Below are 25063 nucleotides of genomic sequence, written 5' to 3'. Positions count from 1 at the left end.
TTTAAATTTATTCATGAATTAGTTTTTAAACCACTCACTAGCTATCGGCTGAACGTAATGAGGTGTAAACTCTGTGACACGATATTCCTGTACACCAGAAACCTTAAGTGGTTCAGCAGATAGATAAGCCTCAACTTTCTCTAAGGATTCAGCTTTCATAATAAGCATTCCACCACTCATATCATCCTTAACTCCAGACACTAGTATCACCCCTGCATCTATTGCCTTTTGAGAATAAGCTATATGTTCATTCATAAGATTTTCGTCCATTGGAACTGAATTTTTTAATATACCTTCAATAACAAAATATTTCATTTTTTATTATCCTCCTTTATACGAAATATATTTATACTATATTATATTATACTAGTAGCTGGTGGACAATATAAAAATATGTTAATAGGAATATGCACTATATATTTATTTTATTCTTTTTTTCAAATCCCCCTTGCTCTTCTCCCCAATCTTTTAAAGCTTTTAATACAGGTATAATCTTCTTTCCTTGCATTGTTAATCCGTATTCTACATGTGGCGGAACTTCAGAATATTGAATTCTAAAAATCATTCCATGGCTTTCTAATTCCTGCAAAGAACGAGTAAGCATAATATTTGTAATGCCTTGAACTTGCCTCTTTAATTCATTATATCTAACATTTCCATATGATAATCTCCATAAGATAGGAAGTTTCCATTTTCCGCTAACAAAATTAAATGCGTTAATTACATCGCAGGAACCATCGTACCAATCCCCTTTATTCATTTTTATCCCTCCATTTGAAATTATGAATCTAAGGCACAAAAATGTGCGTACTTGTAAATATATACCTTATAAATATAATAATAGTAGCAAATAATTATAAAAAAGAAAAGGAGAACCCTATGATATTCTATTTTTCTGGTACTGGAAACAGTTTGTGGGTAGCAAAAACCCTATCAAAATACCAAAATGAACAAATATTATCTATTGCAGATTTAATGCAAAAAAAGAACACTCCATTTTCCTTCTCCATAAAACCTGATGAAATGATTGGATTTGTGTTTCCAATTTATGCTTGGGCACCACCTAAAATAGTTATGGATTTTATAAGAAATCTTAAGATTACTAATTATAACAATCAATATACTTTTGCAGTATGTACCTGTGGCGATACTTCAGGACGTGCTATAAATGCCTTACGTACAAATTTAAAACATCAAAATATTATACTTAACAGTGGATTTTCTATTTTCATGCCAAATAACTACATTATTCTTTATGATGTAGATTCAAAAGAATTAACATCGAAAAAACTAGTACAAGCAGAACAAAGAATTGAATATATAAATGATATGCTTTCACAAAAAAAGTATGATATATTTGATTGTTATGAAGGAAATATGCCTAGCCTTAGAACTAAACTAATCAATCCCCTGTTTAATACTTTTGCTATGGGCACTAAAGCTTTTTATGCTAAAAGTAGTTGTATTTCTTGTGGACTATGCTCCAATGTTTGTCCAACAAAAAATATTCAATTAGTAGATGGAACTCCTAAATGGGATAAAGAATGCACAAAGTGTCTTGCTTGCATTCATAGATGTCCAGTTAGAGCTATTCAATATAGAAAATCCACAGAAAGCAAGGGCAGGTATTATAATCCAAATTGCTGATAACCTTTTTACGTCATATTATCAGTCCGTTATCTCCTTAAATGTTTTATTTTTATTTCTACGCCTTTAACAAAAGAGGAAAGATTAGAATAAATAGCTAGTAAAGCTCAATATATTTTACTAGCTATTTTAGCGTTCCTCGTTTAAAGATTTTATATAAAATTTAACTTAGATTATCAATTTTTATTTTCACAACATTGTATATCTGGATTATCTACTATTTCTAATTCAATTGAAGGCATTTCTATACCTATAGTACTCATATTCATTATAAAATCTTTTAATATTATTTCTGGCGCTTCACAATTAATTTCATATTCTCTACTTATTAGATTATCTATAGTAATATTTTCATAGCCAATGTTACTAAGTACCACTTTAAGATTTCTTTCTCTACTTAATGAACTTGCTACACATGCCATTTGAAAAAAACCATACATTGCTACTGACATTTCAAAATTACCCCAGTTTTCTCTAAAGTAATCAAGGAAATAAATATCTTCTCCAATTGGTCTAGGAATTCTTTTTAAAGCATTAGTTACTATATCCTTAACTTTTAATAAATTACTCTGTTTATCTACTTCCATCCAATATGCAACTGCAAAGTCATTAACAAACTGCTCTTCATCTGCATTTGAAAATGAAAGCCCTTTATGTGAAATTAAAATATGTCCAAGCTCGTGTATTATGTTATACCAATGAAAATATAAATCAAAATTTTCTTGTATGTTTTTATCTCCAAATAGCATTCTATAATTATCCTTTTGTTCTTCTGTACCAGTTTTATATTTACCTGTTATAATTTTATATCTCATAAGTCCCTCCAACCTCCATAATATTCCATATATTGAATATAATTATATAAAATACATATGAATTTTTCAATCATTTATAAAATTATGTAAATTTAAAACTATATTAGAATAAATTATTGATTCAAAAAATACTAAAGTACGTTATTTATAGTACCTTCTCCTTATGTCCCTATTAAGATTATGAGTTAGTCAAGATGTATTCTTTTGTTTAATGATTCTAATATTTTTTGCACAACATTAATAGATCTATTTGATGCCGTTACGCAGTTATTTTCGAATGCTTCTATGCCATATTCCTTTTCAGTATCAGTTATTGACCTTATTGCTATAAAAGGAATTTTATTTACATAACAGACATGAGCAATACTTGCTGTCTCCATATCTACGCAAAGTGGATTGTATTTAGAAATTATATCACTACGCCCACTACTGCTTATAAATGCTTCTCCAGTAACAATTTTTCCAAAGAATATATTATGTGTAAACATATTGTTATTAACCATTTCCTTACATAATTCTAATAATTTAATATCTCCTTGAAAATATATGCTTTTCATCCATGGATGGTATTCTGTTAATATCCCTTCATCCACATCATGATATGCTGTTTCCGTTGATATAACTGTATCTCCAATACTCAATTTATTATCAATTGCTCCTGCTACTCCAGTTACAATAACATGAGTAACTTGAAACTTGTCTATTAAAATTTGAGTTGCAATAGCGGCATTAACCTTGCAAACCCCACAATATAGTGCAACAACATCTATATTTTCATATTTACCACTATAGAATGTTAACATTGCATGAGCTTCTATTTTCCCATTAAAAATTTGCTCAATAAAAGGCATAATCTCCTCTTCTGATGGTCCTATAATTCCTATTCTCATAAATATATCCCCCATTTAATTCTTAATTTCTGTTAATTTACTAATTATTTATTCTATAACTATACAACTACTTAGATTTATTGTAAATATATTCCTTAGACTTAATCCTTTTCTTATAATTTATCTAGTTACAAAGTAATAAAATAAAAATAGCTATAAACGTAAATGAATTAAAATTCATTTACCGTTTATAGCTTTTTATTTATCATAAATAACCTCATAGCTTATTTAGAGATAATCTAGTGTTATTTATAAATGATATAATTTTACTAGTTTTATTTTTTATTGACTGCTTTCTTAGATTTATTTTCTAAAGCTAACTTTCCCACATATATCATAAATAAAGATATTATTATTAACAATAATGATCTATTTACAGCACTACCGGTTTGGGGTAATTTCCCAGAATTATTATTTTCTGGTTTATTTGTGTTATCACTATCTTCATTTCCTCCATTATTATTGTCATCTTCATTATCTTCTATAACTGTAACATTTATCTTTTTAGAAGTACTAGCACCATTACTATCAGAAACGCTATAGTTAACTATATATTCTCCAACCTTACTAGTATCTACAGTATTCTCTACAACTTTTATAGATGATGTTAAATCTCCATCTTCCTCATCATAAGCTGTTACATCTTTTAATGGATCAAAGTTTTCATTTAATTTTAATGTTTTATCATTTGCAGTTATAGCAGGAACTCTATTAATAGTTGACGATGGTATATATATTCTATATTTCTCTATTTCAGATTTGAACTCAGAAGATTCTTTATCTACTATTTCAAATAATTCTTCTAATGTGTATTTTCCCTCTCTTACATAACTATTTCCTGTTAGCTTGTCTATGAAATTAGTACTTAAATATTTAAACTTATCTGGATACATATCTCTAACTGTATATAACATAGCATAGCCTGTCTTAACTGAGTTGAAGCTATCTCTATCTGTTACATATACTTGTACTCCACCACAAACTTGATTTTTTCCTGTTGGATAATTTGCAGTATCTGATGCTGAATATTTTGAGAATTGTGGTGTGAATGAAGCTGCTCTAAATTTTACTCCTGGTAAACTTAGAGAATTTAGTTCATTAGCTAAATCTATAGCATTAATCCATGGTGCTCCTATTAATTCAAATGGTCTTGTTGTTCCTCTTCCTTCTGATACATTTGTTCCTTCAAATACACAAGTTCCTGTATATACTATTGCTGTATCTAATGTTGGCATATTTGGTGAAGGCATTACCCATGTATCTAAACCAGTTTCATCATAATACATATCTTGTGACCATCCACTCATCTTCACTACTTTTAAATCACAATTAATATTAAATTTTTCATTAATATATTGTGCATATTCACCCACAGTCAATCCATATCTTTGAACTATAGGATACATTCCAACGAATGAACTAAAATCAGTGTTAAGCAAATTACCTTGAACTTCACTGGATACAGGATTAGGTCTATCAAATACAACAAATGTCTTATTATTTTCAGCACATGCTTCCATTGCATAAGCTAGAGTATTTATATATGTGTAGAATCTAGCCCCTACATCTTGCATATCATAAGCTAGTATATCAACATTTTCAAGCATTTCTGGAGTTGGTTTCTTAGTTGATCCATATAAGCTATGAACTGGAAGTCCAGTAATATTATCAACTTCGCTTCCTACACTATCTCCTGCTTGTGCATATCCTCTAATTCCATGTTCAGCTGCAAATAATGTTGTTAAATTAGTATTTTCATATAATACATCTATAGAACTTTTAAAATTACTATCTATACCAGAAGGATTTGTTATTAGCCCTACTCTCTTATCTTTAAATATATCTAAGTTTTCTTCTAGATTGTCTATACCAAGTTTAATACTATTAATATTTTCTTCATTGTTATTTGATTCTTGATAAATATAATACTTTTCTGTTTTTGCCTTAAAGTCATTAGATTCCTTATCTACTATTGCAAATAATTCTTCTAATGTATATTTTCCTTCTCTTACATAGCTATTACCTGTTAACTTATCTATGAAATTAGTACTTAAATATTTAAACTTATCTGGATACATATCCCTAATTGTATATAACATAGCATATCCAGTTTTAACAGCATTAAAGTCATTTCTATCAGTTACATATACTTGCACTCCACCACAAATTTGATTTTTTCCTGTTGGATAATTAGCAGTATCTGATGCTGAATATTTTGAAAATGTTGGAGTAAATGATGCAGCTCTAAATTTAACACCTGGTAACCCTAAAGAATTTAATTCATTACTAAGATCCATAGGATCAATCCAAGGAGCACCAATTAATTCAAAAGGTCTAGTAGTTCCTCTTCCTTCTGACACATTTGTTCCTTCAAAAACACAAGTACCAGTATAAACTATTGAAGTAGTTAGTGTTGGCATATTTGGAGATGGCATAACCCATGTATTTAATCCTGTTTCATCATAATACATATCACGAGTCCAGCCTTCCATTTCAACAACTTCTAACTTACAATTTATATTAAATTCTTCATTTATAAATTTAGCATATTCTCCTACTGTCATTCCATATCTTTGCACTATAGGATACATTCCAACAAATGAACTGAAATTAGTGTTAAGTAAATTACCTTGTACTTCTCCACCAATTGGATTAGGTCTATCAAATACAACAAATGTTTTATCATTTTCAGCACATGCTTCCATTGCATAAGCTAGAGTATTTATATATGTGTAAAATCTAGCTCCTACATCTTGCATATCATAAGCTAGTATGTCAACGTTTTCAAGCATTTCTGGAGTTGGTTTTTTAGTTGATCCATATAAGCTATGAACTGGAACTCCAGTAACCTCATCAACTTCATTTCCTACATTATCTCCTGCTTGTGCGTTACCTCTAATTCCATGTTCAGCGGCAAATAAGGTTGTTAAATTAGTCTTTTCATATAATACATCTATAGAACTTTTAAAATTACTATCCATACCAGATGGATTTGTTATTAGCCCTACCTTTTTCCCTTCAAAAATTGTTAAATTTTTTTCTAAATTGTCGATACCTAATTTTACTTGAGCATTACTACTTGCATTTACAGTTTTTATATCTTTAATCTGAAATAATACTGAAGAAATTAAAAATCCACATGTAATTATTCCAATTTTTCTTTTTAACTTTAAATTCATGAAATTATCCCCCTATTTTATAACTATTTCTTAATAGATTAATAAGAAATATATACTAATTTTTTCATTTAAAAGTTTAAATAGTCATACAGTATAATAGAAACTTTAGTGCATCATAGTATAAATGATCAGGATAAAACTACCTAATCAACTTATCTTACGTATAGTTATTTTTATATTTTAATTCATTACAAATCTTTATTTCACATTATTCCCTCCATTCTTTTTAAAAGGTACACCTTTGTTTTTTATTAAATTTAAATATAGTTTATATTTAGTAATATATTCATATTTATAACAAATTATTAATTTTCCCTTTTTCTCAATTAAATCATCATGGCTTCCACGTTCTATAATCCTACCTTGTTCTAGAACCATAATTACGTCTGAATTTTTAACTGTAGATCAGCATCATTTAAAAATAATTTTATTTATATCGTATAGATTATCATTAGTTCTAAATTCTGTAGGCGACACTCCAAGGCTCTTTTTAAAAACTTTACTAAAATAATTCCCGCAGGAAAATCCTACATTTTGTGAAATTTCTTCTACCGTCATATCCTTGGCAAATAATAAAAGCTTAGCTGCTGCTTGCATCCTTACCTTTAATAAATAATTTCCTGGAGTTAACCCAACCTCTTTTAAAAACTCTCTACATAAATAATATTTTGATACTCCTACTTTTTCACATATTTCTTCAAGTCCAATTAATTTATCATAATTATTATCAATATACTCCTTACTTTTACTCACTTTTGGATTTAAACTTAACTTCCTTTGATTATGATTATAATAATCTAATAATTCCATAATTAATCCGTAAGCATAATTAGAACATTTATATACACTATCTATTTCGTCAAATAAAGCTGCTTCGTAGACCTTCCACATTTGTTTTAAAAATTTTGAGTCTTCTTCTATATGTATTACATTTCCCTTAATATAATTTATATTATGAAAAAATGCCATTGCTTCTTTTGAAAACTCTATATAAAGAATTTCTAAATAATTTGAGCTTTTAGGAAGACAATAGCAATGCTCTCCTGGTACATTAACTAAAAAGCAATCTCCCTTTTCTAAAGAATAGATTTTACCCTTTATTTCAATTTCTCCTCTTCCTGAAATAGTGTATTGAAGTAAACAATAATCTCCACTTCGCTTTCTTCCATCCCATATATAATTATGATCAGTTATCTTTTCCCAACCTATTCCTCTAATCATAATTAGTGGAACATTAGATATAAATTTAAATCCTATTGATTTTGGAACTATTTCTCTAAGCAATATTTTACCCTCCCATAGCATTTTTTACTCTTGTTTATACCACTCTTCTCTATATATTATTAAATCATAGATAATTTTTTATGAAAAGAGGTTATGTGTCATGGCAATATTTTATAGCGATAGTAAAAAAATTTTCCACCTTCAAGGTAAAAATACAAGTTATGTCCTTGGAGTAATTAATGATGGATACTTAGTGAATTTATATTGGGGTGCTAAGGTTAAAGAATATAATATAAGCAATCCTATTGTTTTTGTAGATAGAGGATTTTCACCAAATCCAACTCCTTTTGATAGAACATTTTCCTTAGATACTATTCCTCAGGAATATCCATCACATGGTAATGGTGATTTTAAAACTCCTGCTTTTCAAGTACAATTAGAAAATGGCTCTACTATAATGGATTTACGTTACAAGTCACATAAAATTTATAAAGGAAAGCCAAGCCTTAATGGACTACCAAGTACTTATCCATTAAGTGAAGATGAGTGTGAAACTTTAGAAATAACCCTTGTTGATGAATTAACTAAACTAAATGTAGTATTAATTTACTCAGTATTTAATGATTTCAATATTATAACAAGATCTGTAAAATTTATAAATAAAGGTAAAGAAAATTTAAAACTTTTAAAAGCATTAAGTGCAAGCATAGATTTTCGTGATGATGAATTTGAGCTTGTTACTCTTTATGGATCTCACGCTAATGAAAAAAATATTGCAAGAAGAAAAATTGTATCAGGCACTCAAAAGGTTGAAAGTCTAAGAGGTTCAAGTAGTGCTCAGCAAGCTCCATTTTTAGCTCTTGTCAGAAAAGATACCAATGAAGATAGAGGTGAAGTCTTCTCATTTAATTTTATTTATAGTGGAAACTTTACTGCTGAAGTTATGCTTGCTCCTTATTACACCACAAGAGTTGGAATGGGAATAAATCCTTTTAACTTTAACTGGTTATTAAAAGGAAATGATGAATTTCAAACACCAGAAGTAGTTATGACCTATTCCTCTAATGGGCTTTTAGAAATGTCTAAAACTTACCATGAGCTCTATACAACAAGACTTTGCAGAGGAAAATTTAAAGATAAAGAAAGACCTATTCTTATAAATAACTGGGAAGCTACTTACTTTGACTTTAACGAAGAAAAAATTAAAACTATTGCTTCAATTGGAAAAGAGCTTGGAATAGAATTGTTTGTCTTAGACGATGGTTGGTTTAAAGGAAGAAATTCTGATCTTACTTCTCTTGGTGATTGGATTGTAGATAAAGAAAAACTTCCAAATGGGCTTAACTCTTTAGCTAAGTATGTAAATGACTTAGGAATGGAATTTGGTTTATGGTTTGAACCTGAAATGATTTCTGAAGATAGCGATTTATATAGAAACCACCCAGACTGGTATATTCATGTTCCTAATAGAACACCTACAATTAGTAGAAATCAATTAGTTTTAGATTTATCTAGAAAAGAAATTTGTGATTATTTAATTAAAACAGTAAGCAAAATTTTATCTAATGCAAATATTACTTATGTTAAATGGGATATGAATAGAAATATAACTGATATATGGTCACCTTCTCTTCCTTATGATAGACAAGGTGAAATTTCTCACAGATATATGCTAGGACTTTATTATATTATGGAAAAAATAACTTCAGCTTTTCCAAATATTCTTTTTGAAAGCTGCTCAGGTGGCGGTGGAAGATTTGATGCAGGTATTCTTTATTACATGCCTCAAACTTGGACTAGTGATAATACAGATGCTATTTGCAGACTTAAAATTCAATATGGAACTAGCTTAGTTTATCCTCCAATAACTATGGGTTCTCACCTTTCAGCTTCACCTAACCATCAAGTTGGAAGAGTTACCCCTATTGAAACTAGAGGTTATGTTGCAATGTCTGGTAACTTTGGATATGAATTAGATTTAACAAAGTTAACTGAAGAAGAAAAAAATATAATTAAAAGTCAAGTTTCACTTTATAAAGAAATTAGACCAATAATTCAATTTGGAGATTTTTATAGAATACTTTCACCATTTGAATACAATGAAGCTGCATGGAATTTTGTATCTAAGGATAAAGAAGAAATTGTTGGAATGTATTTTAAAATTCTTTCAGAACCAGGTGCAAAAATTAGAACTTTAAAATTTAAAGGATTAGATGAAAATGCTAAATATCAAAACCTAGAAACTAAAGAGATTTTTGGTGGAGATGAGCTTATGAATGTTGGTATAAGCATACCAATGGAAAAAAGGGACTTTGAAAGTATACTTTGGATATTTAAAAGAGTTTAAGTTGTATAAAAATACCATTTAAGATAAACTATTAATTTTAATATAAATTTAATTTAATAAAAAGCAGCCAATACAAATAACTAGTTCAAAGTACCGGCTGCTTTTTAAATATTTTACTTTATTCTTCTCTTTAGATTTGGAAATAACCAAATTTTATAAAAAATATTATTTAAGTTATTTCCCAGAAAATACCACTACATTTTCTAGTGACCTTTCTTTTTTTCCTTCTTCTTTTGTTGTCTTTTTTGAAATTTTATTTTTTCTTCAATTTCTCTTTTTTCTTTTGACAAAAGCTTATCTTCACCTTTTTTATTCTCATAATCAAGTTTAAGGGCTTGTTGAGCTTTTGTACTTATGCCTTTTTCTTTAGTTGATTTTTTGATTTCTCTTTGCATTCTTTTAGGATTAACCTTTAATTGTGGCTTTTCATCTAATATCATATTCCTACTAAATTTAAGCTTAAAGTAATTTTTTAAGAGAAACCCATAAACTTCATAATCCTTAGGCTCCTGTCCAAAAACTACTCTACATACCTGAATTTTATCATTTTCTATCCTTTCAAAAATACCTATCCAAAATGGATTATCAAAAAATACTGTTAACTTTATCATTTTCTCCTCCTGTTTAAAGCTTAATTAGAGAAGGGACAACCCCAGGAGGGCAGGTTACTGACGAATTTCTTCGCATCCGGACTACCAACCGAATAGTGTTTTTATCTCAAAGCTATTTATTTCATCAATATTATATCACTAATAAAAATTGTTGGAAATATACTTTTCTGTTTATTATTTTTATCTCTCTATTAAACTAATGAACTAGAAACTAAATACTCATTAAGCTCTATAATTGAGTTAATATTATAAAAAACTATTTGCTCTTTTTCATTCTTATAGTATTAGAAATAACTGTTGTAACTCCTACTACACAACTTCCTATTCCCCATGCTCGTCCTTTTAATACTCCTGCTATACCAGTAACAATAAGCCCTACGCCAACTGTTTTCCCAATAGCTCCTCCTACCCTTCCTATTTTTTCTGATGGATTTGTAAGTTTCTGTACTGTAGCATTAGATTTCTGTAAAGTTTCTCTTGATAATGTTTTTGTTGCTTCTATTAACTTTTCATTATATTTTTTCATAATATATCCTCTCTTTAATTTAATTATTTCTAATCAACTTCCATATTATTTATTTTATTTGCTAACTCTAAGATCACAAAAGCTATAGAGCATAAAATAATTAAAACAACTATACTAATTACTGCTACGTTATCAATACTATAGACAATTATATTTCCTAAAATTCCTGATAAAATAAATGACGTTACTAACGCTGTTGGCACAGACTTTTTAATAAATCCTATTCTCATAGAAATAATTCCAATTCCACCAACGCCTAAAATACTTATAAAAATTCTCTTTAAAGTAGAAAATAAAAGCTCTAAAGAAAAAGTATCTTTTACTATAGGTGAAATTATTTCAGTTATACTAAAAAGTATGAAAGGTATTGTAGTGCAAATAAATATGCTTATTGATGAGAATATAAAAACTATAAGTATTTTTGATATTAATATTTTCTTACGATTTACTGGATATGAAAATAATAATCCTAGCCTTGCACCTTTATAATCATTTATCACTAAATTTACATACATAATGGTTGACATAATACTAAATATAAGCAAACTTATTATTCCTACAAACTTAAAAATATTATTATAATTTTGAAATTCAACTTCATTTTCTACTTTTGCTACATAAGCAACAAAATAGGTGAAAATAATTAATATAACGCATGAAATTATACTTGCCAAAATATAAGTATCAATTTTATTTCGTTTTAACTCTTGCTTCATTAAATTTAACATAATTTATTTCCTCCACTCATTATATTAAAAAAATACTCCTCAAGACTTTTATTGTATTTACTATTAATTTCTTCTAATTTAACCTCTTCTACAATAGTTCCGTTTACAATTACTCCTACTGTATCCACAATATATTGAAGTTCACTTAAAATATGACTAGATAATAAAATTGTCATTTCTTTATTTTGTGTAAGATTAAGAAATAATTCTCTCATTTCTTTTATCCCTATTGGATCTAGTCCATTTAGAGGTTCATCTAATATTAATATTTCTGGATTATGAATAATAGCTCGTGCTATAGCTAACCTTTGCCTCATCCCAAGAGAGAATTTTGAAACTGGTTTATTTCCTACATCCTTAAGTCCTACCATATGTAATGCCTCTGAGATGTTAATTCCTTCTCTTACTCCCATATAGTTAAGATGAATTTCTAAGTTTTCCATTGCTGATAAATGTTCATAAAATATTGGTACTTCAATTAAAGCTCCAACTTTACGTAATATATTATTATTAGATTTTGTTATATCTTCTCCTAAAATCTCAATAGTTCCTAATGTAGGTTTAAGAAGTCCGATAATTAATTTAAAGATTGTGGTTTTCCCTGCTCCATTTGCACCTAAAAATCCGTAAATAGAACCACGACTTACATTCATATTGCTACAATTTATTACAGTATTGCTTCCAAATTTTTTTATTAAATTTGTTGTTTTAATAGCTAAATCCATATTCTCTACTCCTTTTAAAACCAACCGTTGGTTTGTATGATTGAAAAATAAATCATATTCTTAGCAAACTAATTCTAAACTTTGTTTTTATACTAAGAATATGTAACTTATAAATTAATACTATTATCAATGTTTTAATATAATTACTTTATCTATTCTTCCTTAAATCCTTTCATATTGCTATATCCTTTCATAGTGTTTTCAATCAATTCATCACTAACGATATCAATACCTAGCTGCCTCATCATTTGTTGTAAGAATTTTAATCTCTTTTCTGTTTCAAATAAATTACGGCTAAACAAAACTGGATTAGTCCATATATTTAGTAATAACATAAAAATTTCTGCACATTCATCAGGATATTCTGTTTTAATTGACCCATCTTTAATACCTTCTAATAGTAATTTAGAAATAATACTTGCATCCTCATTTACATTACTTTGTAATCCTGAAACAACAAATTGTGGACTTTTAATTTGTGAACTTAAAATTAAATCTATAGCATGAGCTTCTCTATCAGTAACACTAGATATTAATATCTTTTTTAGTTTTTCTCTTGCATTTTCAGCTTTTGTATTTTTAATTAAATCATCTAACATTTCTTTAACATAAATAGATCGCTTATTTAAAACTGCATTTAAAATTTCCTCTTTTGATTTAAAGTGGTGATAAATCGCCCCTTTAGATAGTTTTAATTCATCCATAATATCTTGTATTGTTGTTTTTTCATAACCATTTTCTATAAATAATTTTGCAGAAGCTGATAATATTTGTTCTACAGTCTGTTCCGGATATTTATTCCTAGCCATAACTACCTCCAATATATACCGACCGTTGGTTTGATTAAATATTATCATAGCTTTCTGACTGTGTCAATAATATAAAAATAAACTTTCCCTTACTCTTATCTTCGTATTTATCTCTTTAATATTGCTATTTGTAAGTCCATTTACAAATCTTTACCTTCTTTCCTTTAGTATAATTTTACTTATTGCTTCAATACTAATTCTTATGAAATTAAGTACTAAAAATTATATATGGATTTGTGAAAAATGTGGTAAATCCTTTCAAATTAACTTAAAAGAAAATATTCAGCATTATAATTTTCAGACAATAATCTCCAAATTTATAGTAAAATAATTCTAAAAATGATACAATATAAGTGGTATTTTTTTATTCTTTATAAATTAAATTTAAAATTATATTTAATTTATATTCTAAAATAACACTAATAATGGGGGAATATTATGAGGATTAAAGGTATTAAAATTAAAAGTATTAAAGTAAAGATGCTATTGCTATTGCTTCCTGTAGTTATAGTTTCAATGCTTACATTAGGCTTTACCAGTTATTTAAGTTCAAAAAAGATAATAAATAATGAGCTTGAAATAAATATGAATAGTGAGCTAGATAAAAAATCACAGGAAATTGAAAAAAGTTTAGAAAGACATAAAAAAATATCTGAAGGCTTAGCTAAAGTAGTTCAATCTTCCTATTCATCTTTAACTAAGGACAATTCTGCAAACATATTAAAAGGTTTAATCGAAACTAATGATGAAACCTTTGGGGCAGGAGTTTGGTTTGAGCCATTTAAATACAATAAAGACATTGAGTTTTTTGGCCCTTATGCTTATAAAGATGAAGGTAAGGCAACTTATTCAGATCAATATAACAATACAAATTACACATCAGGCGATTGGTATCAATTAGGCAAAAATACAAATAAAAGTGTTGAATGGTCATCACCTTATTATGATGATTTTTTAAAAATTTCCATGGTAACGTGTACTACTCCATTTTATGATTCAAATAATAATTTTATTGGGGTTACTACAGCTGATATAAATTTATCTACTTTACAATATAATATTAAAAATATGAAAGTAGGTACTAATGGCAGGGCATTTTTAATAGATAAAGATGGATTATATATTGCAGATGAAGATTTATCTAAAATAATGAAAACTAATATAAAGGATGATAAAAACTCTACCCTTGCATCTTTAGGTGAAAAGATTCTATCTGATAAAAATGGACAAGGAACATTTGAGGATGATTATGGAGTTGAAAAAGTATATTATAAAACTATAGCAGATACTGACTGGATTATTTCTATATGTATTCCTGAGAATGAGGTTTATTCACAAGTTAATTCACTTATGTATAAAATTGGATTTATAATATTAATTTCAATTTTAATAGTAGTGGCATGTATAGTATTATTTACAAATTACATAGGAAAGAATATAAAAAAAGTTAATAGTTTTGCTATGAAGATGGCAAATGGAGATTTAACAGAACAGCTAGAAGTAAATAGTAGTGATGAATTTGGTGAAATGAGTAATCATTTAAATAAAATGACTAAAAATATTCATTCTATTATAGAAGGAGTAATGGAAAACTCTGAGAACATAAGTGCATCTGCTGAAGAACTTTCAGCAACAGTTGAAGAATTGTCTGCTAAAACTATAACAATTAATGAAGCTGTAAATACCATTGCAAGTGGTATGCAGGAATCTGGTGCCGTTACTGAAGAAATAAGTGCATCTATTGAGGAAGTAGATTCAAGTATAAATGTTCTATCTTCAAAAGCCATGGATGGAAGCAATAATGCAAGTAAAGCTAAAGAAAGAGCAAGCAAGGCACAAGACAACAGTAAAGTTGTAAAGCAAATAGCTAAAGATTTATATATTCAAAAAGAAGCTAATATGAAAAGGGTTATGGATGAAAGTTCAGTAATAGATACTATTAGAGTTATGGCAGATACTATATCCTCAATAGCAGATCAAACAAATTTACTTGCACTTAATGCAGCTATTGAAGCTGCAAGAGCAGGAGAACAAGGACGTGGTTTTTCAGTAGTTGCAGAGGAAGTAAGAAAACTTGCTGAACAATCCTCTTCAGCTGTAGTAGAAATACAAAACACTATAGAATCAGTAAAAAAAGTATTTAATAAAAGTATAGATACTGGTAGTGATATACTAAAGTTTATTGATATAGACATAATGAAAAATTATGATGAATTTGAAGAAACAGGTAAGAAATATCATTCTGATTCTGATTTTGTAAGTAATATGTCTGAAGAAATAGCTGCTATGTCTGAAGAAATTACTGCTACAGTAGGACAAGTAACTGAAGCAATTCAAAATATGGCTGAATCTTCACAAGAGTCTAGTGAACAAGCAGAATCCATAAAGGAGAATATGCACGAAACTACAAAAGCTATAGAGCAAGTGGCTCAAACGGCACAAAGTCAAGCTGAACTTGCACAAAGATTAACTGAAATGATACAACAATTTAAAATATAAGTTTTATAACTCTAATTTCTTAGAAAAACAAAGGCTATTTAAGATATAATAGAAAAAACCTAAAATAAATATTAAATGAAACTTTATTTTAAATATATTAATAAAGAGGAACAAAAAAATATTGTTCCTCTTTTAAATTACATTAATTAATCTAATTTTTAGCATTTAACCATTTTTTTATGCTTATTAATAAAACTTATTTATTCTACTATTTTAAATTTTTACCTACAGCAATAAACCTATGCTCACAGCTTTCAATGTAAGGCTTACTTTTTAACTCTTCATACATTTTACATAACTCATTAAATGCATTATCTACAGTAAATCCTGGAAACTCCCATTGAATAATTTTAGCAAAATATATAATTGCCCCCACGTCATAAAAATGTAAATATGGAAAATACTCATTTTCATATAATACTTTAAAATCATTTATACTAAATTCATTTAAAATATAGTTTAGATTAAAGTTTTCATATTGTCGATTAAAATCTTTTATAAGTCTATTTGAAAGAATTTCATTATTTCTTTCACCTACTTGTTGAGTAATAAACATTCCATTAGGCTTTAATATTCTTTTCACTTCTTTCATACTATAGGATGCATGCTTATTTATAACTATATCAAAGGTATTATCTTCAAATGGTAAGTTATCATCATCAATAACCTCTTTCACTGTGATTCCTAATGGTTTTAATTTTTCCTTACATAATTCTATATTAGGTTTCCAAGATTCTGTTATTGATGTATTTTTATATGGATGCTTTAATGATAATAAGAATTCTCCTCCACCTGTCCCCATATCTAATAAATTATAATGAGGTTTTAAATAACCTTTTAATATTTCTTCATAATCACACGGTAATTTTTCCTCTTCCCATCTATTATCTAAATAAGAAAAATCCCATCCCTTAAAGCTCTTTTCTTCATCTATCTTCCATTGCTCTTTTAATTTATCATAATTCATAACTAATCCTCTTTTCATATTATTAAAATTCTACTTTTTAAATTCTATATGAAAATCGATGCAGTTAACTGATAGTAAATTAAATATTCTCGATACAATCTACTATCAGATTATACTAACTGCATCGAGTAGTTACTTAGAATTATTTTCACTTTTAATATCCTCCTACTTTAATATTTCTTCTATTGAAATATTTTCAGGCTCAAAATCAAACTTTCCAATTTCTATATTAGGCTTAATTTTTCCATGAAAATCACTTCCACAGGTTATTATCATATTATTATTTATAGCTTTATTATAAAAATACTCAACTTGATCTTTTGTATGATAACTGCTATAAACTTCTATACCATCTATTCCTTCTTTTATTAATTCATCTATTAAATCTAAGTTATCCTTTAAATTATTCCCTGGATGAGCTATTACTGCTTGACCACCACTTCTATGAATTAAATTAATTGCTTCTTTTAAGCTGATAAATTCCATTGGAATGTAAGCAGGTTTTCCCTGTGCAAAATAATCCCAATAAAAATTTACATAAGGCATATCACTTCTATCTCCACCATCTTGATATGGCTTTAGTATAGGAGATTTTCTATTTTCATCGTCTTCTAAAAAGATTTCTGCAATTAACTCTCCTGTAACTACTCCATTTACTGATCTTTTAAGTACCTCATCCTCACTAAGGTTTAATCCTGTATATTCTTTTATCTTTTTTATTTTTTCCTTTGAAGCTGCTATTTCTTGATTAAATATACTTTCTTCAAGTTCATAAAAATCTTTTTCTTTGTAATCTATGTTATATCCAAGTAAATGTAAATCTATATTATTAAAGGTACAATCTATTTCTATGCCTGGTATTACTTTTATATTTTTTCCCTTGCTATAATTTAAAGCTCTTTCTATTGCCTTAACAGAATTATGATCACTTATAGAAATAATTTCAACATTATTTCTAATTGCTCTATCAATAACTTCTTCTGGAATAAACTCCCCATCACTAAAGCATGTATGCATATGCAAATCTATTCTGCTCATTTCTACCTCCTAAAATTCAATAAATTAACCAGTATATTTATAATAATATATTACATCATTTAAATAATATATAATTTTCAAATATAGAAAATTCTCATTCTTATTAATGAATTTATCGCTTCTATATTTTCATATCTATCCTAATTTATTAAACTACTCTTCTATTTTATTATTTGTAATTCCTATAAAATTTCTTCCATGTGGTCCTACTGCTCCATCAGCATCAATGTCCATTGGTATTACCTTTTGTGATCCATCAAAATATTCTACTAATGCAAAACATACTATTGGTAAAGTAAAATTTACACCTTCATTACTAGTGTACTCAGCATAAATATCTCTTGAATTAGGTATTATTTGAATTATTTTATAATCTTCCATTTCCCTTTATCCTTTCTATAAGGTTTTCTTGTCTCTATATTTAAGTGTTAATTGTAATATATGTAAATTAATTATATCATAAACACATTTTTATTGCGTAGTCACATATGAGCAATTTTTTTAGAATTTCATTATTTAAGTAATAAATAATAGAAATTCTTAAACTAGTGAATTAGTGATGAAGTGGCTTTTATATTAATATTCTCCTCTAACCCAGCCTAATTTATAAATCTTGTAAACTTCTAAATTCTTCAAATTTCTTAGCTAAATATGGTTGAATTAAAGGATATGTTAAATTTTCTGGTATTTTATCAAAAAGCTTTATTTCAGCTATTTCATAATTAGGTAATTCATCAAATTCATATACATCTGCATAGCTTAAACTTCCAAAAGATTTATCTTTATTGTTTTCAACGGAATATATACAAATGGGAGTTATATTAAAACTTTTTGCACCAGTTTCCTCTACTAGTTCCCTTGAAGCTGCCTTACTAATACTTTCATTTTCTTCTCTATGTCCACCAGGCATTTCCCATGTTTGTCTATCTTTATGTCTTACATATACTAATTTCCCTTTATACTTTGTAACAATAACTGCAAACTTTACTTTACTATCATCTATTGTATTTAAATCATAAAAATTTACTTTTATCATAACTTCCTCCCATTATCCTAGTTATTACTTTCTAATATTATTCTTTTGTTTCAATTATATGTTCTACACAGTTTGGTAAATTCATAATTTTTTCTTTTAAAAATAAAGGATATATGTATAAATCCTTTATTTTCTCTAATTCTACCCAAGTAAACATAAGGTTATGTTGCCCATTTTCATTAGTAATAAATTCATTGCCTTTTTTAAATATACTTTCATCTTTAATATCAAGTAAATAATATAACCCTATTTCATGAAATCTATCTCCACTTTGTTCTTCAATAAATAAATTTTCAACTACCCACAGCAATCTATTTACTTTAGTTTCTATTTTTACCTCTTCTTTAATCTCCCTAATTATGGCGCTTTCACTAGTTTCATGCATTCTAACTCTACCACCAGGAATATAATAATAAGGTGAGTTATCATCCTTCATTATAAGCAGTTTATTATCATGAATTAATATACCTGCAACCCTATAGTTAAAGCGTCCAACTTCTGTTTTAAATGTAATATCCACTAATCTACCTCCAAACAAAGTTATTAATATACTATATATCTTTAAAATATTTTCTTATTAAAAATTACTTTATAATTTAATCCAATAACGTTGTATTAATATATCGTTTTCTAATACTTCATTTTCAAGTACAGCACCATTTTTTATCATTGTTTTTGCTGAAGCCACATTGCTACTTTTACATGTAATTAAAACCTTGTCCATTCCCTTTTCTCTACATATATCAAGAGCTAATTTTAACATTTCTGTTGCATATCCCTTTTTTCTTTCTGTTGGACGAATTCCATATCCAATATTGCCTCCATAATTATATAAATAATCATTTAAACTATATCTAATATCTATAGCTCCTAAGATTCTTTTACTTTTATTATTGACAAGAAAAAATATATCTGATGGAACTCTATCATCTTGCAAATTAACTCCTAATGAGTTATTTTTAGCATTTTTAAGATATTCATTGTAATTAGTAGCTTCACCCTTAAGTGCAGATGGTGTTATTCTCTCCTTTACATTTTCTATTTCTGTAATAATATCTTGCCATTCTTCTCTAAACTCTTCTGATGGAGATACTAATTTTAAGTTATTCATTTTTACTCCTCCTTAAATCTATGTATTACAGTAATTAATTTATGTATTATATAATAACTTTTAAAGCTTATTCTTAATATGCTTTTTTCATAATGTACATACACTCATATTTATCCATTGGATTATTAATTTTTACAATATGAATATCACATTTATTTATATACATTAATTATACCTAAATATCTATAATATAAAATTAAAATTACCAATTATTATATATTTTTACTGTTTCACTATGATAAATTTATCTATTACGGACCTTAATTAACAATTATAAATTTATAGCCTTTTATTTCATATATAGTATATAATTTTAATATAAATTAATTAATATTTGTATTATATCATGTAGTAAAACAACTATTATTAATTTAAATAGGTACTAGGGAGGAAACCTTATTGATTAGGACAATGATAACTGCCTTTGTTTCATTTGCTAGTACAAATATTGATGATATATTTGTACTTATGCTGTTTTTTTCTGAAATAAATAATGGTATGAAAAAACAACATATTGTTATTGGACAGTATTTAGGTATTGGACTTTTAACTATAATAAGCATTATAGGTGCTTTAGGTATATCAATAATTCCAAGTGAATATGTTGGATTGCTTGGATTAGTTCCTATATATTTAGGAATAAAAGCTTATGTTGATCATAAAAGGGAAGGCAATAATAATGAAGATATAGTTCAGCAAAACCTTCAAAATGGTGAGAATAAGAAAATTGTGGAAGCAACTGATGTACAAGAAAAACCTACACTGAAATTTTTAAAGAATTTTATTAATCCAAGTGTTATAAAAGTATTCAGTTTCACATTAGCTAATGGTGCTGATAATATCGGAATTTATATACCTCTTTTTACAAGTATGAATTTAGTTGATATTGTGATAACAGTGCTAATGTTTATGCTTCTAATAGCACTCTGGTGTTTTTTTAGTATAAAATTATCAGAACACCCTTTTGTGCAAAAAAATATTGAGAAATATAAGAATATTTTTGTTCCAATAATATTTATAGGGTTAGGAATTTTCATCTTAATAGAGAATGAAACAATTGGTTTTATTTATACAAGAGTCTTTTAGATAGTTGATAATTTTCTTATTAACAATATTATCAATTAGATAGTAAAAGAAAGAACATACTATATATACATAGTATGTTCCTTTACTTATTTTTTGAGATTTCTTAAAAATTAGGTTTTGGTAATTTAAAAGTCCTCTTTAAAGTAATTATCTAACAAATCTATTTTAGAATTATTTATTAGGCATTAATTCTTTCCCAAAAACTTGAATTTGACTTAATGCTGGAAAAGGTGATGGGTCATCAGCTTTTATTAAATCGCTAAATGTTAACCATTCTATTTCCTTCTCTGGGAAAGTTATAACATGAGCTTTATCACTTTTTTCTAAATCACATGTTAATTCTGAGTTATCTGAGAATCTAAAAGTAACCTTTACCCACCAATTATCGTGAGGAAAATCTGATCTTGTGTATAAAACAATTTTATCAGTTACTATAGTTCTACCAAAGTCTAGCTTAAAACAAGCATCATCTCGCATTCCTATTCCCCATGATTCATAAGGCCATTTTCCATGGTCATGATTCTCACAGTTTCCATTTATTGCATTTCTAGCTGCGAAAACAGCTTCGCCTCTAGTTTCTATATTAGCTGATGCATGTGGGTATATACCAGTGATTCCTTGCTGATCCATTTTATTAAGTGCTAAATTTTTATAACATTCAATTTCGTCTTTTCTAGCAACTCTTACTGATAATAAATGTTTCTCTCCATAGAATACCTTTGGTGAATAGCTTACTCTTTTTTCTTCAAATGGAATTTCATAAGTTATTTTATTTTCTGTTACATAAACAAATGACTCTCCAATTGCATCGTCAATTTCTGCTACAAGATAAACTCCTGTTTCTGATGTTTCTATTTGAATTTTATCTCCACTCTTATATTCTTCTTTAAATACAAGCCTAGCTTCATCATATTCTGATATTTCAGCTTTAACATTTCCTTCTTTATCTAGTATTTTTAATGTTAATTTAACCATAATATCTCCTAAATTTAAAATATATTAGCCTAAAAGCTTTTCAATATATTCTTTTATTTCATCATTTTTGCAGTTAGCAAAGAAGTATTCTTTAAACTTAGCTCCACTTACAGCACCTTTTAACAACTCTTGGTCTATGTTCTTTAAAATTGTTAACATATCTGTATGTGTAACTTTCTTAACCTCATCTAATATTTTCTTATTTCTTTGTTCCGGAATAACTCTATCTCTTGGATATCCTTGTCCGCTTTCTCCTTGGAATAGTTTTTCAAATATATATTCCAGATTTAATTCTGCTCCCCATCCAAAACCTTTTGCAAAAGGTAATGCTATTGCATTTCCATCGTTAATTTGTGCAAACATATATGCATCTGATGGATCTACAACGTGTCCGCATAATACTCCTGGGAAAGAATTGCAAGCAAGCATTGCTCCTTCTCCAGTTCCACAACCTGTAATTACATAATCTGCCGCTCCAGAGTTTAATAATATAGCTGTTAAAATACCATTTTGAACATATGTTAATTGTGCTTCGTCTTCTGCACTATACATCCCATAGTTAAAAACTTCATGACCTTTTGGTTCTACTACTTTTTTTAAAGCTGCATATATCATTGAATTTTTTGCCGCTTGGCTATTTTCATTTATTAAAGCAATTTTCATTGTTCTCTCTCCTTTTTCATTTATTATATCCCCCGGGCATAATATTTTCCATTTAATGAAACTTTAACACCCTAGGGGAAGCTATTTTACAATATTATTTTGGTTGTTTTCCGATGTATGCTAATATACCACCATCTACATATAAAATATGTCCATTAACAAAATCTGAAGCATCAGAAGCTAAGAATACAGCTGGACCGCTAAGATCTTCTGGTGTTCCCCAACGTGCTGCTGGAGTTTTAGCTATAATAAACTCATTAAATGGATGTCCGTCTGTTCTAAGTGGCTCAGTTTGTGGTGTAGCGATATATCCTGGTCCAATACCATTACATTGAATGTTATATTCACCATACTCAGATGCTATATTCTTTGTTAACATCTTAAGTCCACCCTTTGCTGCTGCGTAAGCTGCAACTGTTTCTCTACCAAGTTCACTCATCATAGAGCAGATATTTATTATCTTTCCGTGGCCTTTCTTAATCATTCCTGGTATTACAGCCTTTGACACTATAAATGGTGCATTTAAGTCTACATCTATTACCTTACGGAAGTCTTCTGCTTTCATTTCAAGCATTGGAATTCTTTTTATTATACCTGCATTATTTACAAGTATATCAATTACTCCAACTTCTTCCTCTATTTGCTTAACCATTTCATTTACTCTTTGCTCATCTGTAACATCACATACATATCCATGTGCTTTTATTCCATGCTCTGCATAAGCTGCAATTCCTTTGTCAACAAATTCTTGACTAATATCATTAAATACAACTGTTGCTCCTGCTTCCCCATATGCTTTTGCTATTGAAAATCCTATTCCATAAGATGCTCCTGTTACTAAAGCAACTTTTCCTTCTAATGAAAAATTCTTCATAATATCCATAATAAATTCCTCCTAATTTTAACTTTTATATTTTAATAGTAATATTTATCTTAATTCAGTCATTTTAACAGCATCCATATCATCAAAGTCTTTGTTTTATCCAACCATACCCCTTTACAAGTATATCAATTACTCCAACTTCCTCTTCTATTTGCTTAACCATTTCATTTACTCTTTGCTCATCTGTAACATCACATACATATCCATGTGCTTTTATTCCATGCTCTGCATAAGCTGCAATTCCTTTGTCAACAAATTCTTGACTAATATCATTAAATACAACTGTTGCTCCTGCTTCCCCATATGATTTTGCTATTGGAAATCCTATTCCATAAGATGCTCCTGTTACTAAAGCTACCTTTCCTTCTAATGAAAAATTCTTCATACTATCCATGATAAATTCCTCCTAATTTTAACTTTTATATTTTAATAGTAGTATTTATCTTAATTCAGTCATTTTAACAGCATCCATATCATCAAAGTCTTGGTTTTCTCCAACCATACCCCAAATGAAAGTATAAGCTCTTGTTCCGGAACCTGAATGTATTGACCAACTTGGTGATATTACTGCTTCTTCATTTCTCATAACAATATGTCTTGTTTCTGTAGGTTCACCCATATAGTGCATTACAACGCTGTCGTCTTTCATTTCAAAATATAAGTAAACTTCCATTCTTCTGTCATGTGTATGACATGGCATTGTATTCCAAACACTTCCTGGTTTTAATTGAGTCATTCCCATTACTAGTTGACAGCTTTCTACTTGTCCTGGAAGTATGTATTTTCTTATTACACGATGATTAGATGATTCTAATGATCCTAGCTCTACAGTTACACAGTCTTCTGGTTTAATAAGTACTGTTGGGTATTTTGTATGAGCTGGAGCACTATTGAAATAGAATTTAGCTGGATTATTTTCATCTTCACTAGCGAATTCAATATTTTCAGTTCCCATTCCAATATACATTCCATCTTTATAATCTAATGTATATTTTTCTCCATCTAATGTAATAGTACCTTTTCCACCTATATTTATTACTCCAAGCTCTCTTCTTTCTAAGAAGTATTTAGCTCTAAGTTCATCACCTGCTTCTAATGTAAGAGGTTTAACTGGCACTGCTGCACCTATAATTATTCTATCGATGTGGCTATATACCATTTTTACTTCATTTGTAACAAATAAGTTTTGAATTAAAAATTCCTCTCTTAATTGATCAGTAGTATAATGCTTCACATCTTTTGGTGATGCTGCTGTTCTTAATTCCATCTCAAAATCTCCTCCTTCATATCTTATGATACTAGTT

At 28.1% G+C, this 25063-nt stretch carries 26 protein-coding genes and 1 pseudogene; 4 read left to right on the top strand and 23 right to left on the bottom strand.

The genetic code is table 11. The features are described 5' to 3' along the window. Window positions 1-18 precede the first annotated feature (18 nt). Entirely contained in the window at window positions 19-315 is a 297-nt protein-coding gene (locus ACH36K_RS09280) for a YciI family protein (RefSeq protein WP_322545853.1), read from the bottom strand. 97 nt (window positions 316-412) lie between these two features. Further along, entirely contained in the window at window positions 413-760 is a 348-nt protein-coding gene (locus tag ACH36K_RS09275; protein WP_411167360.1) for a winged helix-turn-helix transcriptional regulator, read from the bottom strand. A 119-nt stretch (window positions 761-879) separates the two neighbouring features. On the opposite strand from ACH36K_RS09275, the gene ACH36K_RS09270 reads away from it, so the two are divergent. Further along, on the top strand, window positions 880-1647 hold the full coding sequence (locus ACH36K_RS09270; RefSeq protein WP_411167359.1) for an EFR1 family ferrodoxin: 768 nt from the start codon (window positions 880-882) through the stop codon (window positions 1645-1647). Window positions 1648-1823: 176 nt separating this feature from the next. On the opposite strand, the gene ACH36K_RS09265 is transcribed toward ACH36K_RS09270, so the two are convergent. From ACH36K_RS09265 to ACH36K_RS09245, 5 genes are all read right to left on the bottom strand, one after another. Beyond that, window positions 1824-2462, bottom strand: a complete 639-nt coding sequence (locus ACH36K_RS09265) for an ImmA/IrrE family metallo-endopeptidase (protein ID WP_411167358.1) — start codon at window positions 2460-2462, stop codon at window positions 1824-1826. Window positions 2463-2647: 185 nt separating this feature from the next. Continuing rightward, window positions 2648-3352, bottom strand: a complete 705-nt coding sequence (locus ACH36K_RS09260) for a 5'-methylthioadenosine/adenosylhomocysteine nucleosidase (RefSeq protein WP_411167357.1) — start codon at window positions 3350-3352, stop codon at window positions 2648-2650. A 275-nt stretch (window positions 3353-3627) separates the two neighbouring features. Next, window positions 3628-6531, bottom strand: coding sequence for an exo-beta-N-acetylmuramidase NamZ domain-containing protein (locus tag ACH36K_RS09255; protein ID WP_411167356.1), 2904 nt, complete (start codon window positions 6529-6531; stop codon window positions 3628-3630). A gap of 198 nt (window positions 6532-6729) precedes the next feature. Next, window positions 6730-6909: a hypothetical protein gene (locus ACH36K_RS09250; RefSeq protein WP_322382560.1), complete on the bottom strand. Its 180-nt coding sequence runs from the start codon at window positions 6907-6909 to the stop codon at window positions 6730-6732. Between the two features lie 33 nt (window positions 6910-6942). Beyond that, window positions 6943-7815: an AraC family transcriptional regulator gene (locus ACH36K_RS09245; protein WP_411167355.1), complete on the bottom strand. Its 873-nt coding sequence runs from the start codon at window positions 7813-7815 to the stop codon at window positions 6943-6945. 100 nt (window positions 7816-7915) lie between these two features. Between ACH36K_RS09245 and ACH36K_RS09240 the strand changes: the two genes are divergently transcribed. Continuing rightward, window positions 7916-10102, top strand: coding sequence for an alpha-galactosidase (locus ACH36K_RS09240; protein WP_411167354.1), 2187 nt, complete (start codon window positions 7916-7918; stop codon window positions 10100-10102). Between the two features lie 203 nt (window positions 10103-10305). Here ACH36K_RS09240 and ACH36K_RS09235 read toward each other — a convergent pair whose 3' ends face one another. From ACH36K_RS09235 to ACH36K_RS09215, 5 genes are all read right to left on the bottom strand, one after another. After that, window positions 10306-10713 carry a YjdF family protein gene (locus ACH36K_RS09235; protein WP_411167353.1) on the bottom strand — a complete coding sequence of 136 codons (408 nt, stop codon included), beginning with the start codon at window positions 10711-10713 and terminating at the stop codon, window positions 10306-10308. Between the two features lie 256 nt (window positions 10714-10969). Then, a complete protein-coding gene (locus ACH36K_RS09230) occupies window positions 10970-11239 on the bottom strand; it encodes a hypothetical protein (protein ID WP_411167352.1) in 270 nt (89 codons plus the stop codon). Between the two features lie 29 nt (window positions 11240-11268). Further along, the gene (locus ACH36K_RS09225) at window positions 11269-11967 is read right to left on the bottom strand and encodes a hypothetical protein (protein WP_411167351.1); all 699 of its coding nucleotides are present in this window, start codon (window positions 11965-11967) and stop codon (window positions 11269-11271) included. After that, window positions 11961-12692, bottom strand: coding sequence for an ATP-binding cassette domain-containing protein (locus ACH36K_RS09220; protein WP_411167350.1), 732 nt, complete (start codon window positions 12690-12692; stop codon window positions 11961-11963). Before ACH36K_RS09220 ends, ACH36K_RS09225 begins: the two co-directional genes overlap by 7 nt. Window positions 12693-12844: 152 nt before the next feature. Next, window positions 12845-13501, bottom strand: coding sequence for a TetR/AcrR family transcriptional regulator (locus ACH36K_RS09215; protein ID WP_411170634.1), 657 nt, complete (start codon window positions 13499-13501; stop codon window positions 12845-12847). A gap of 438 nt (window positions 13502-13939) precedes the next feature. Between ACH36K_RS09215 and ACH36K_RS09210 the strand changes: the two genes are divergently transcribed. Next, window positions 13940-16000, top strand: coding sequence for a methyl-accepting chemotaxis protein (locus ACH36K_RS09210; RefSeq protein ID WP_411170633.1), 2061 nt, complete (start codon window positions 13940-13942; stop codon window positions 15998-16000). Between the two features lie 208 nt (window positions 16001-16208). Here ACH36K_RS09210 and ACH36K_RS09205 read toward each other — a convergent pair whose 3' ends face one another. From ACH36K_RS09205 to ACH36K_RS09180, 6 genes are all read right to left on the bottom strand, one after another. After that, complete coding sequence (locus ACH36K_RS09205; protein ID WP_411170632.1) at window positions 16209-16967, bottom strand: class I SAM-dependent methyltransferase; 759 nt, start codon at window positions 16965-16967, stop codon at window positions 16209-16211. 165 nt (window positions 16968-17132) lie between these two features. After that, complete coding sequence (locus ACH36K_RS09200) at window positions 17133-18005, bottom strand: PHP domain-containing protein (RefSeq protein ID WP_411170631.1); 873 nt, start codon at window positions 18003-18005, stop codon at window positions 17133-17135. A 153-nt stretch (window positions 18006-18158) separates the two neighbouring features. Continuing rightward, a complete protein-coding gene (locus tag ACH36K_RS09195) occupies window positions 18159-18386 on the bottom strand; it encodes a hypothetical protein (RefSeq protein ID WP_411170630.1) in 228 nt (75 codons plus the stop codon). 223 nt (window positions 18387-18609) lie between these two features. Beyond that, a complete protein-coding gene (locus tag ACH36K_RS09190) occupies window positions 18610-19041 on the bottom strand; it encodes an NUDIX hydrolase (protein WP_411170629.1) in 432 nt (143 codons plus the stop codon). Between the two features lie 37 nt (window positions 19042-19078). After that, window positions 19079-19561 (bottom strand): NUDIX hydrolase, encoded by a 483-nt coding sequence (locus ACH36K_RS09185; protein WP_411170628.1) that lies wholly within the window; start codon window positions 19559-19561, stop codon window positions 19079-19081. A gap of 69 nt (window positions 19562-19630) precedes the next feature. Then, a complete protein-coding gene (locus ACH36K_RS09180; protein ID WP_411170627.1) occupies window positions 19631-20152 on the bottom strand; it encodes a GNAT family N-acetyltransferase in 522 nt (173 codons plus the stop codon). A 399-nt stretch (window positions 20153-20551) separates the two neighbouring features. Between ACH36K_RS09180 and ACH36K_RS09175 the strand changes: the two genes are divergently transcribed. Next, window positions 20552-21238, top strand: a complete 687-nt coding sequence (locus ACH36K_RS09175; protein WP_411170626.1) for a cadmium resistance transporter — start codon at window positions 20552-20554, stop codon at window positions 21236-21238. A gap of 171 nt (window positions 21239-21409) precedes the next feature. Here ACH36K_RS09175 and ACH36K_RS09170 read toward each other — a convergent pair whose 3' ends face one another. From ACH36K_RS09170 to kduI, 5 genes and pseudogenes are all read right to left on the bottom strand, one after another. Then, window positions 21410-22213, bottom strand: a complete 804-nt coding sequence (locus tag ACH36K_RS09170) for a carbohydrate-binding protein (RefSeq protein WP_411170625.1) — start codon at window positions 22211-22213, stop codon at window positions 21410-21412. A gap of 24 nt (window positions 22214-22237) precedes the next feature. Next, window positions 22238-22876 (bottom strand): RpiB/LacA/LacB family sugar-phosphate isomerase, encoded by a 639-nt coding sequence (locus tag ACH36K_RS09165; protein ID WP_411170624.1) that lies wholly within the window; start codon window positions 22874-22876, stop codon window positions 22238-22240. Between the two features lie 94 nt (window positions 22877-22970). After that, entirely contained in the window at window positions 22971-23759 is a 789-nt protein-coding gene (locus tag ACH36K_RS09160; protein ID WP_411170623.1) for a gluconate 5-dehydrogenase, read from the bottom strand. Window positions 23760-23850: 91 nt separating this feature from the next. Then, a pseudogene (locus ACH36K_RS09155) lies at window positions 23851-24153 on the bottom strand (SDR family NAD(P)-dependent oxidoreductase); the annotation flags it as partial. A 45-nt stretch (window positions 24154-24198) separates the two neighbouring features. Beyond that, entirely contained in the window at window positions 24199-25026 is an 828-nt protein-coding gene (gene kduI, locus ACH36K_RS09150; RefSeq protein ID WP_411170622.1) for a 5-dehydro-4-deoxy-D-glucuronate isomerase, read from the bottom strand. Between the last annotated feature and the right edge of the window lie 37 nt (window positions 25027-25063).

The organism is Clostridium sp. MB05, from assembly GCF_046581255.1.
In the GTDB taxonomy this organism is placed as follows: domain Bacteria; phylum Bacillota; class Clostridia; order Clostridiales; family Clostridiaceae; genus Clostridium.
The sequence above is the reverse complement of the archived record's forward strand: the minus strand, read 5'-3'. Positions and strand labels throughout refer to the sequence as shown.

What these genes read in the sequence shown, in the direction of transcription:
- ACH36K_RS09180 (WP_411170627.1), bottom strand. Translation starts at nt 20,152, where the DNA reads ATGAATAACTTAAAATTAGTATCTCCATCAGAAGAGTTTAGAGAAGAA.
- ACH36K_RS09270 (WP_411167359.1), top strand. Translation starts at nt 880, where the DNA reads ATGATATTCTATTTTTCTGGTACTGGAAACAGTTTGTGGGTAGCAAAA.
- kduI (WP_411170622.1), bottom strand. Translation starts at nt 25,026, where the DNA reads ATGGAATTAAGAACAGCAGCATCACCAAAAGATGTGAAGCATTATACT.
- ACH36K_RS09230 (WP_411167352.1), bottom strand. Translation starts at nt 11,239, where the DNA reads ATGAAAAAATATAATGAAAAGTTAATAGAAGCAACAAAAACATTATCA.
- ACH36K_RS09275 (WP_411167360.1), bottom strand. Translation starts at nt 760, where the DNA reads ATGAATAAAGGGGATTGGTACGATGGTTCCTGCGATGTAATTAACGCA.
- ACH36K_RS09260 (WP_411167357.1), bottom strand. Translation starts at nt 3,352, where the DNA reads ATGAGAATAGGAATTATAGGACCATCAGAAGAGGAGATTATGCCTTTT.
- ACH36K_RS09195 (WP_411170630.1), bottom strand. Translation starts at nt 18,386, where the DNA reads ATGGAAGATTATAAAATAATTCAAATAATACCTAATTCAAGAGATATT.
- ACH36K_RS09210 (WP_411170633.1), top strand. Translation starts at nt 13,940, where the DNA reads ATGAGGATTAAAGGTATTAAAATTAAAAGTATTAAAGTAAAGATGCTA.
- ACH36K_RS09165 (WP_411170624.1), bottom strand. Translation starts at nt 22,876, where the DNA reads ATGAAAATTGCTTTAATAAATGAAAATAGCCAAGCGGCAAAAAATTCA.
- ACH36K_RS09200 (WP_411170631.1), bottom strand. Translation starts at nt 18,005, where the DNA reads ATGAGCAGAATAGATTTGCATATGCATACATGCTTTAGTGATGGGGAG.
- ACH36K_RS09225 (WP_411167351.1), bottom strand. Translation starts at nt 11,967, where the DNA reads ATGTTAAATTTAATGAAGCAAGAGTTAAAACGAAATAAAATTGATACT.
- ACH36K_RS09160 (WP_411170623.1), bottom strand. Translation starts at nt 23,759, where the DNA reads ATGGATATTATGAAGAATTTTTCATTAGAAGGAAAAGTTGCTTTAGTA.
- ACH36K_RS09190 (WP_411170629.1), bottom strand. Translation starts at nt 19,041, where the DNA reads ATGATAAAAGTAAATTTTTATGATTTAAATACAATAGATGATAGTAAA.
- ACH36K_RS09215 (WP_411170634.1), bottom strand. Translation starts at nt 13,501, where the DNA reads ATGGCTAGGAATAAATATCCGGAACAGACTGTAGAACAAATATTATCA.
- ACH36K_RS09240 (WP_411167354.1), top strand. Translation starts at nt 7,916, where the DNA reads ATGGCAATATTTTATAGCGATAGTAAAAAAATTTTCCACCTTCAAGGT.
- ACH36K_RS09255 (WP_411167356.1), bottom strand. Translation starts at nt 6,531, where the DNA reads ATGAATTTAAAGTTAAAAAGAAAAATTGGAATAATTACATGTGGATTT.
- ACH36K_RS09220 (WP_411167350.1), bottom strand. Translation starts at nt 12,692, where the DNA reads ATGGATTTAGCTATTAAAACAACAAATTTAATAAAAAAATTTGGAAGC.
- ACH36K_RS09235 (WP_411167353.1), bottom strand. Translation starts at nt 10,713, where the DNA reads ATGATAAAGTTAACAGTATTTTTTGATAATCCATTTTGGATAGGTATT.
- ACH36K_RS09280 (WP_322545853.1), bottom strand. Translation starts at nt 315, where the DNA reads ATGAAATATTTTGTTATTGAAGGTATATTAAAAAATTCAGTTCCAATG.
- ACH36K_RS09170 (WP_411170625.1), bottom strand. Translation starts at nt 22,213, where the DNA reads ATGGTTAAATTAACATTAAAAATACTAGATAAAGAAGGAAATGTTAAA.
- ACH36K_RS09205 (WP_411170632.1), bottom strand. Translation starts at nt 16,967, where the DNA reads ATGAATTATGATAAATTAAAAGAGCAATGGAAGATAGATGAAGAAAAG.
- ACH36K_RS09250 (WP_322382560.1), bottom strand. Translation starts at nt 6,909, where the DNA reads ATGGTTCTAGAACAAGGTAGGATTATAGAACGTGGAAGCCATGATGAT.
- ACH36K_RS09265 (WP_411167358.1), bottom strand. Translation starts at nt 2,462, where the DNA reads ATGAGATATAAAATTATAACAGGTAAATATAAAACTGGTACAGAAGAA.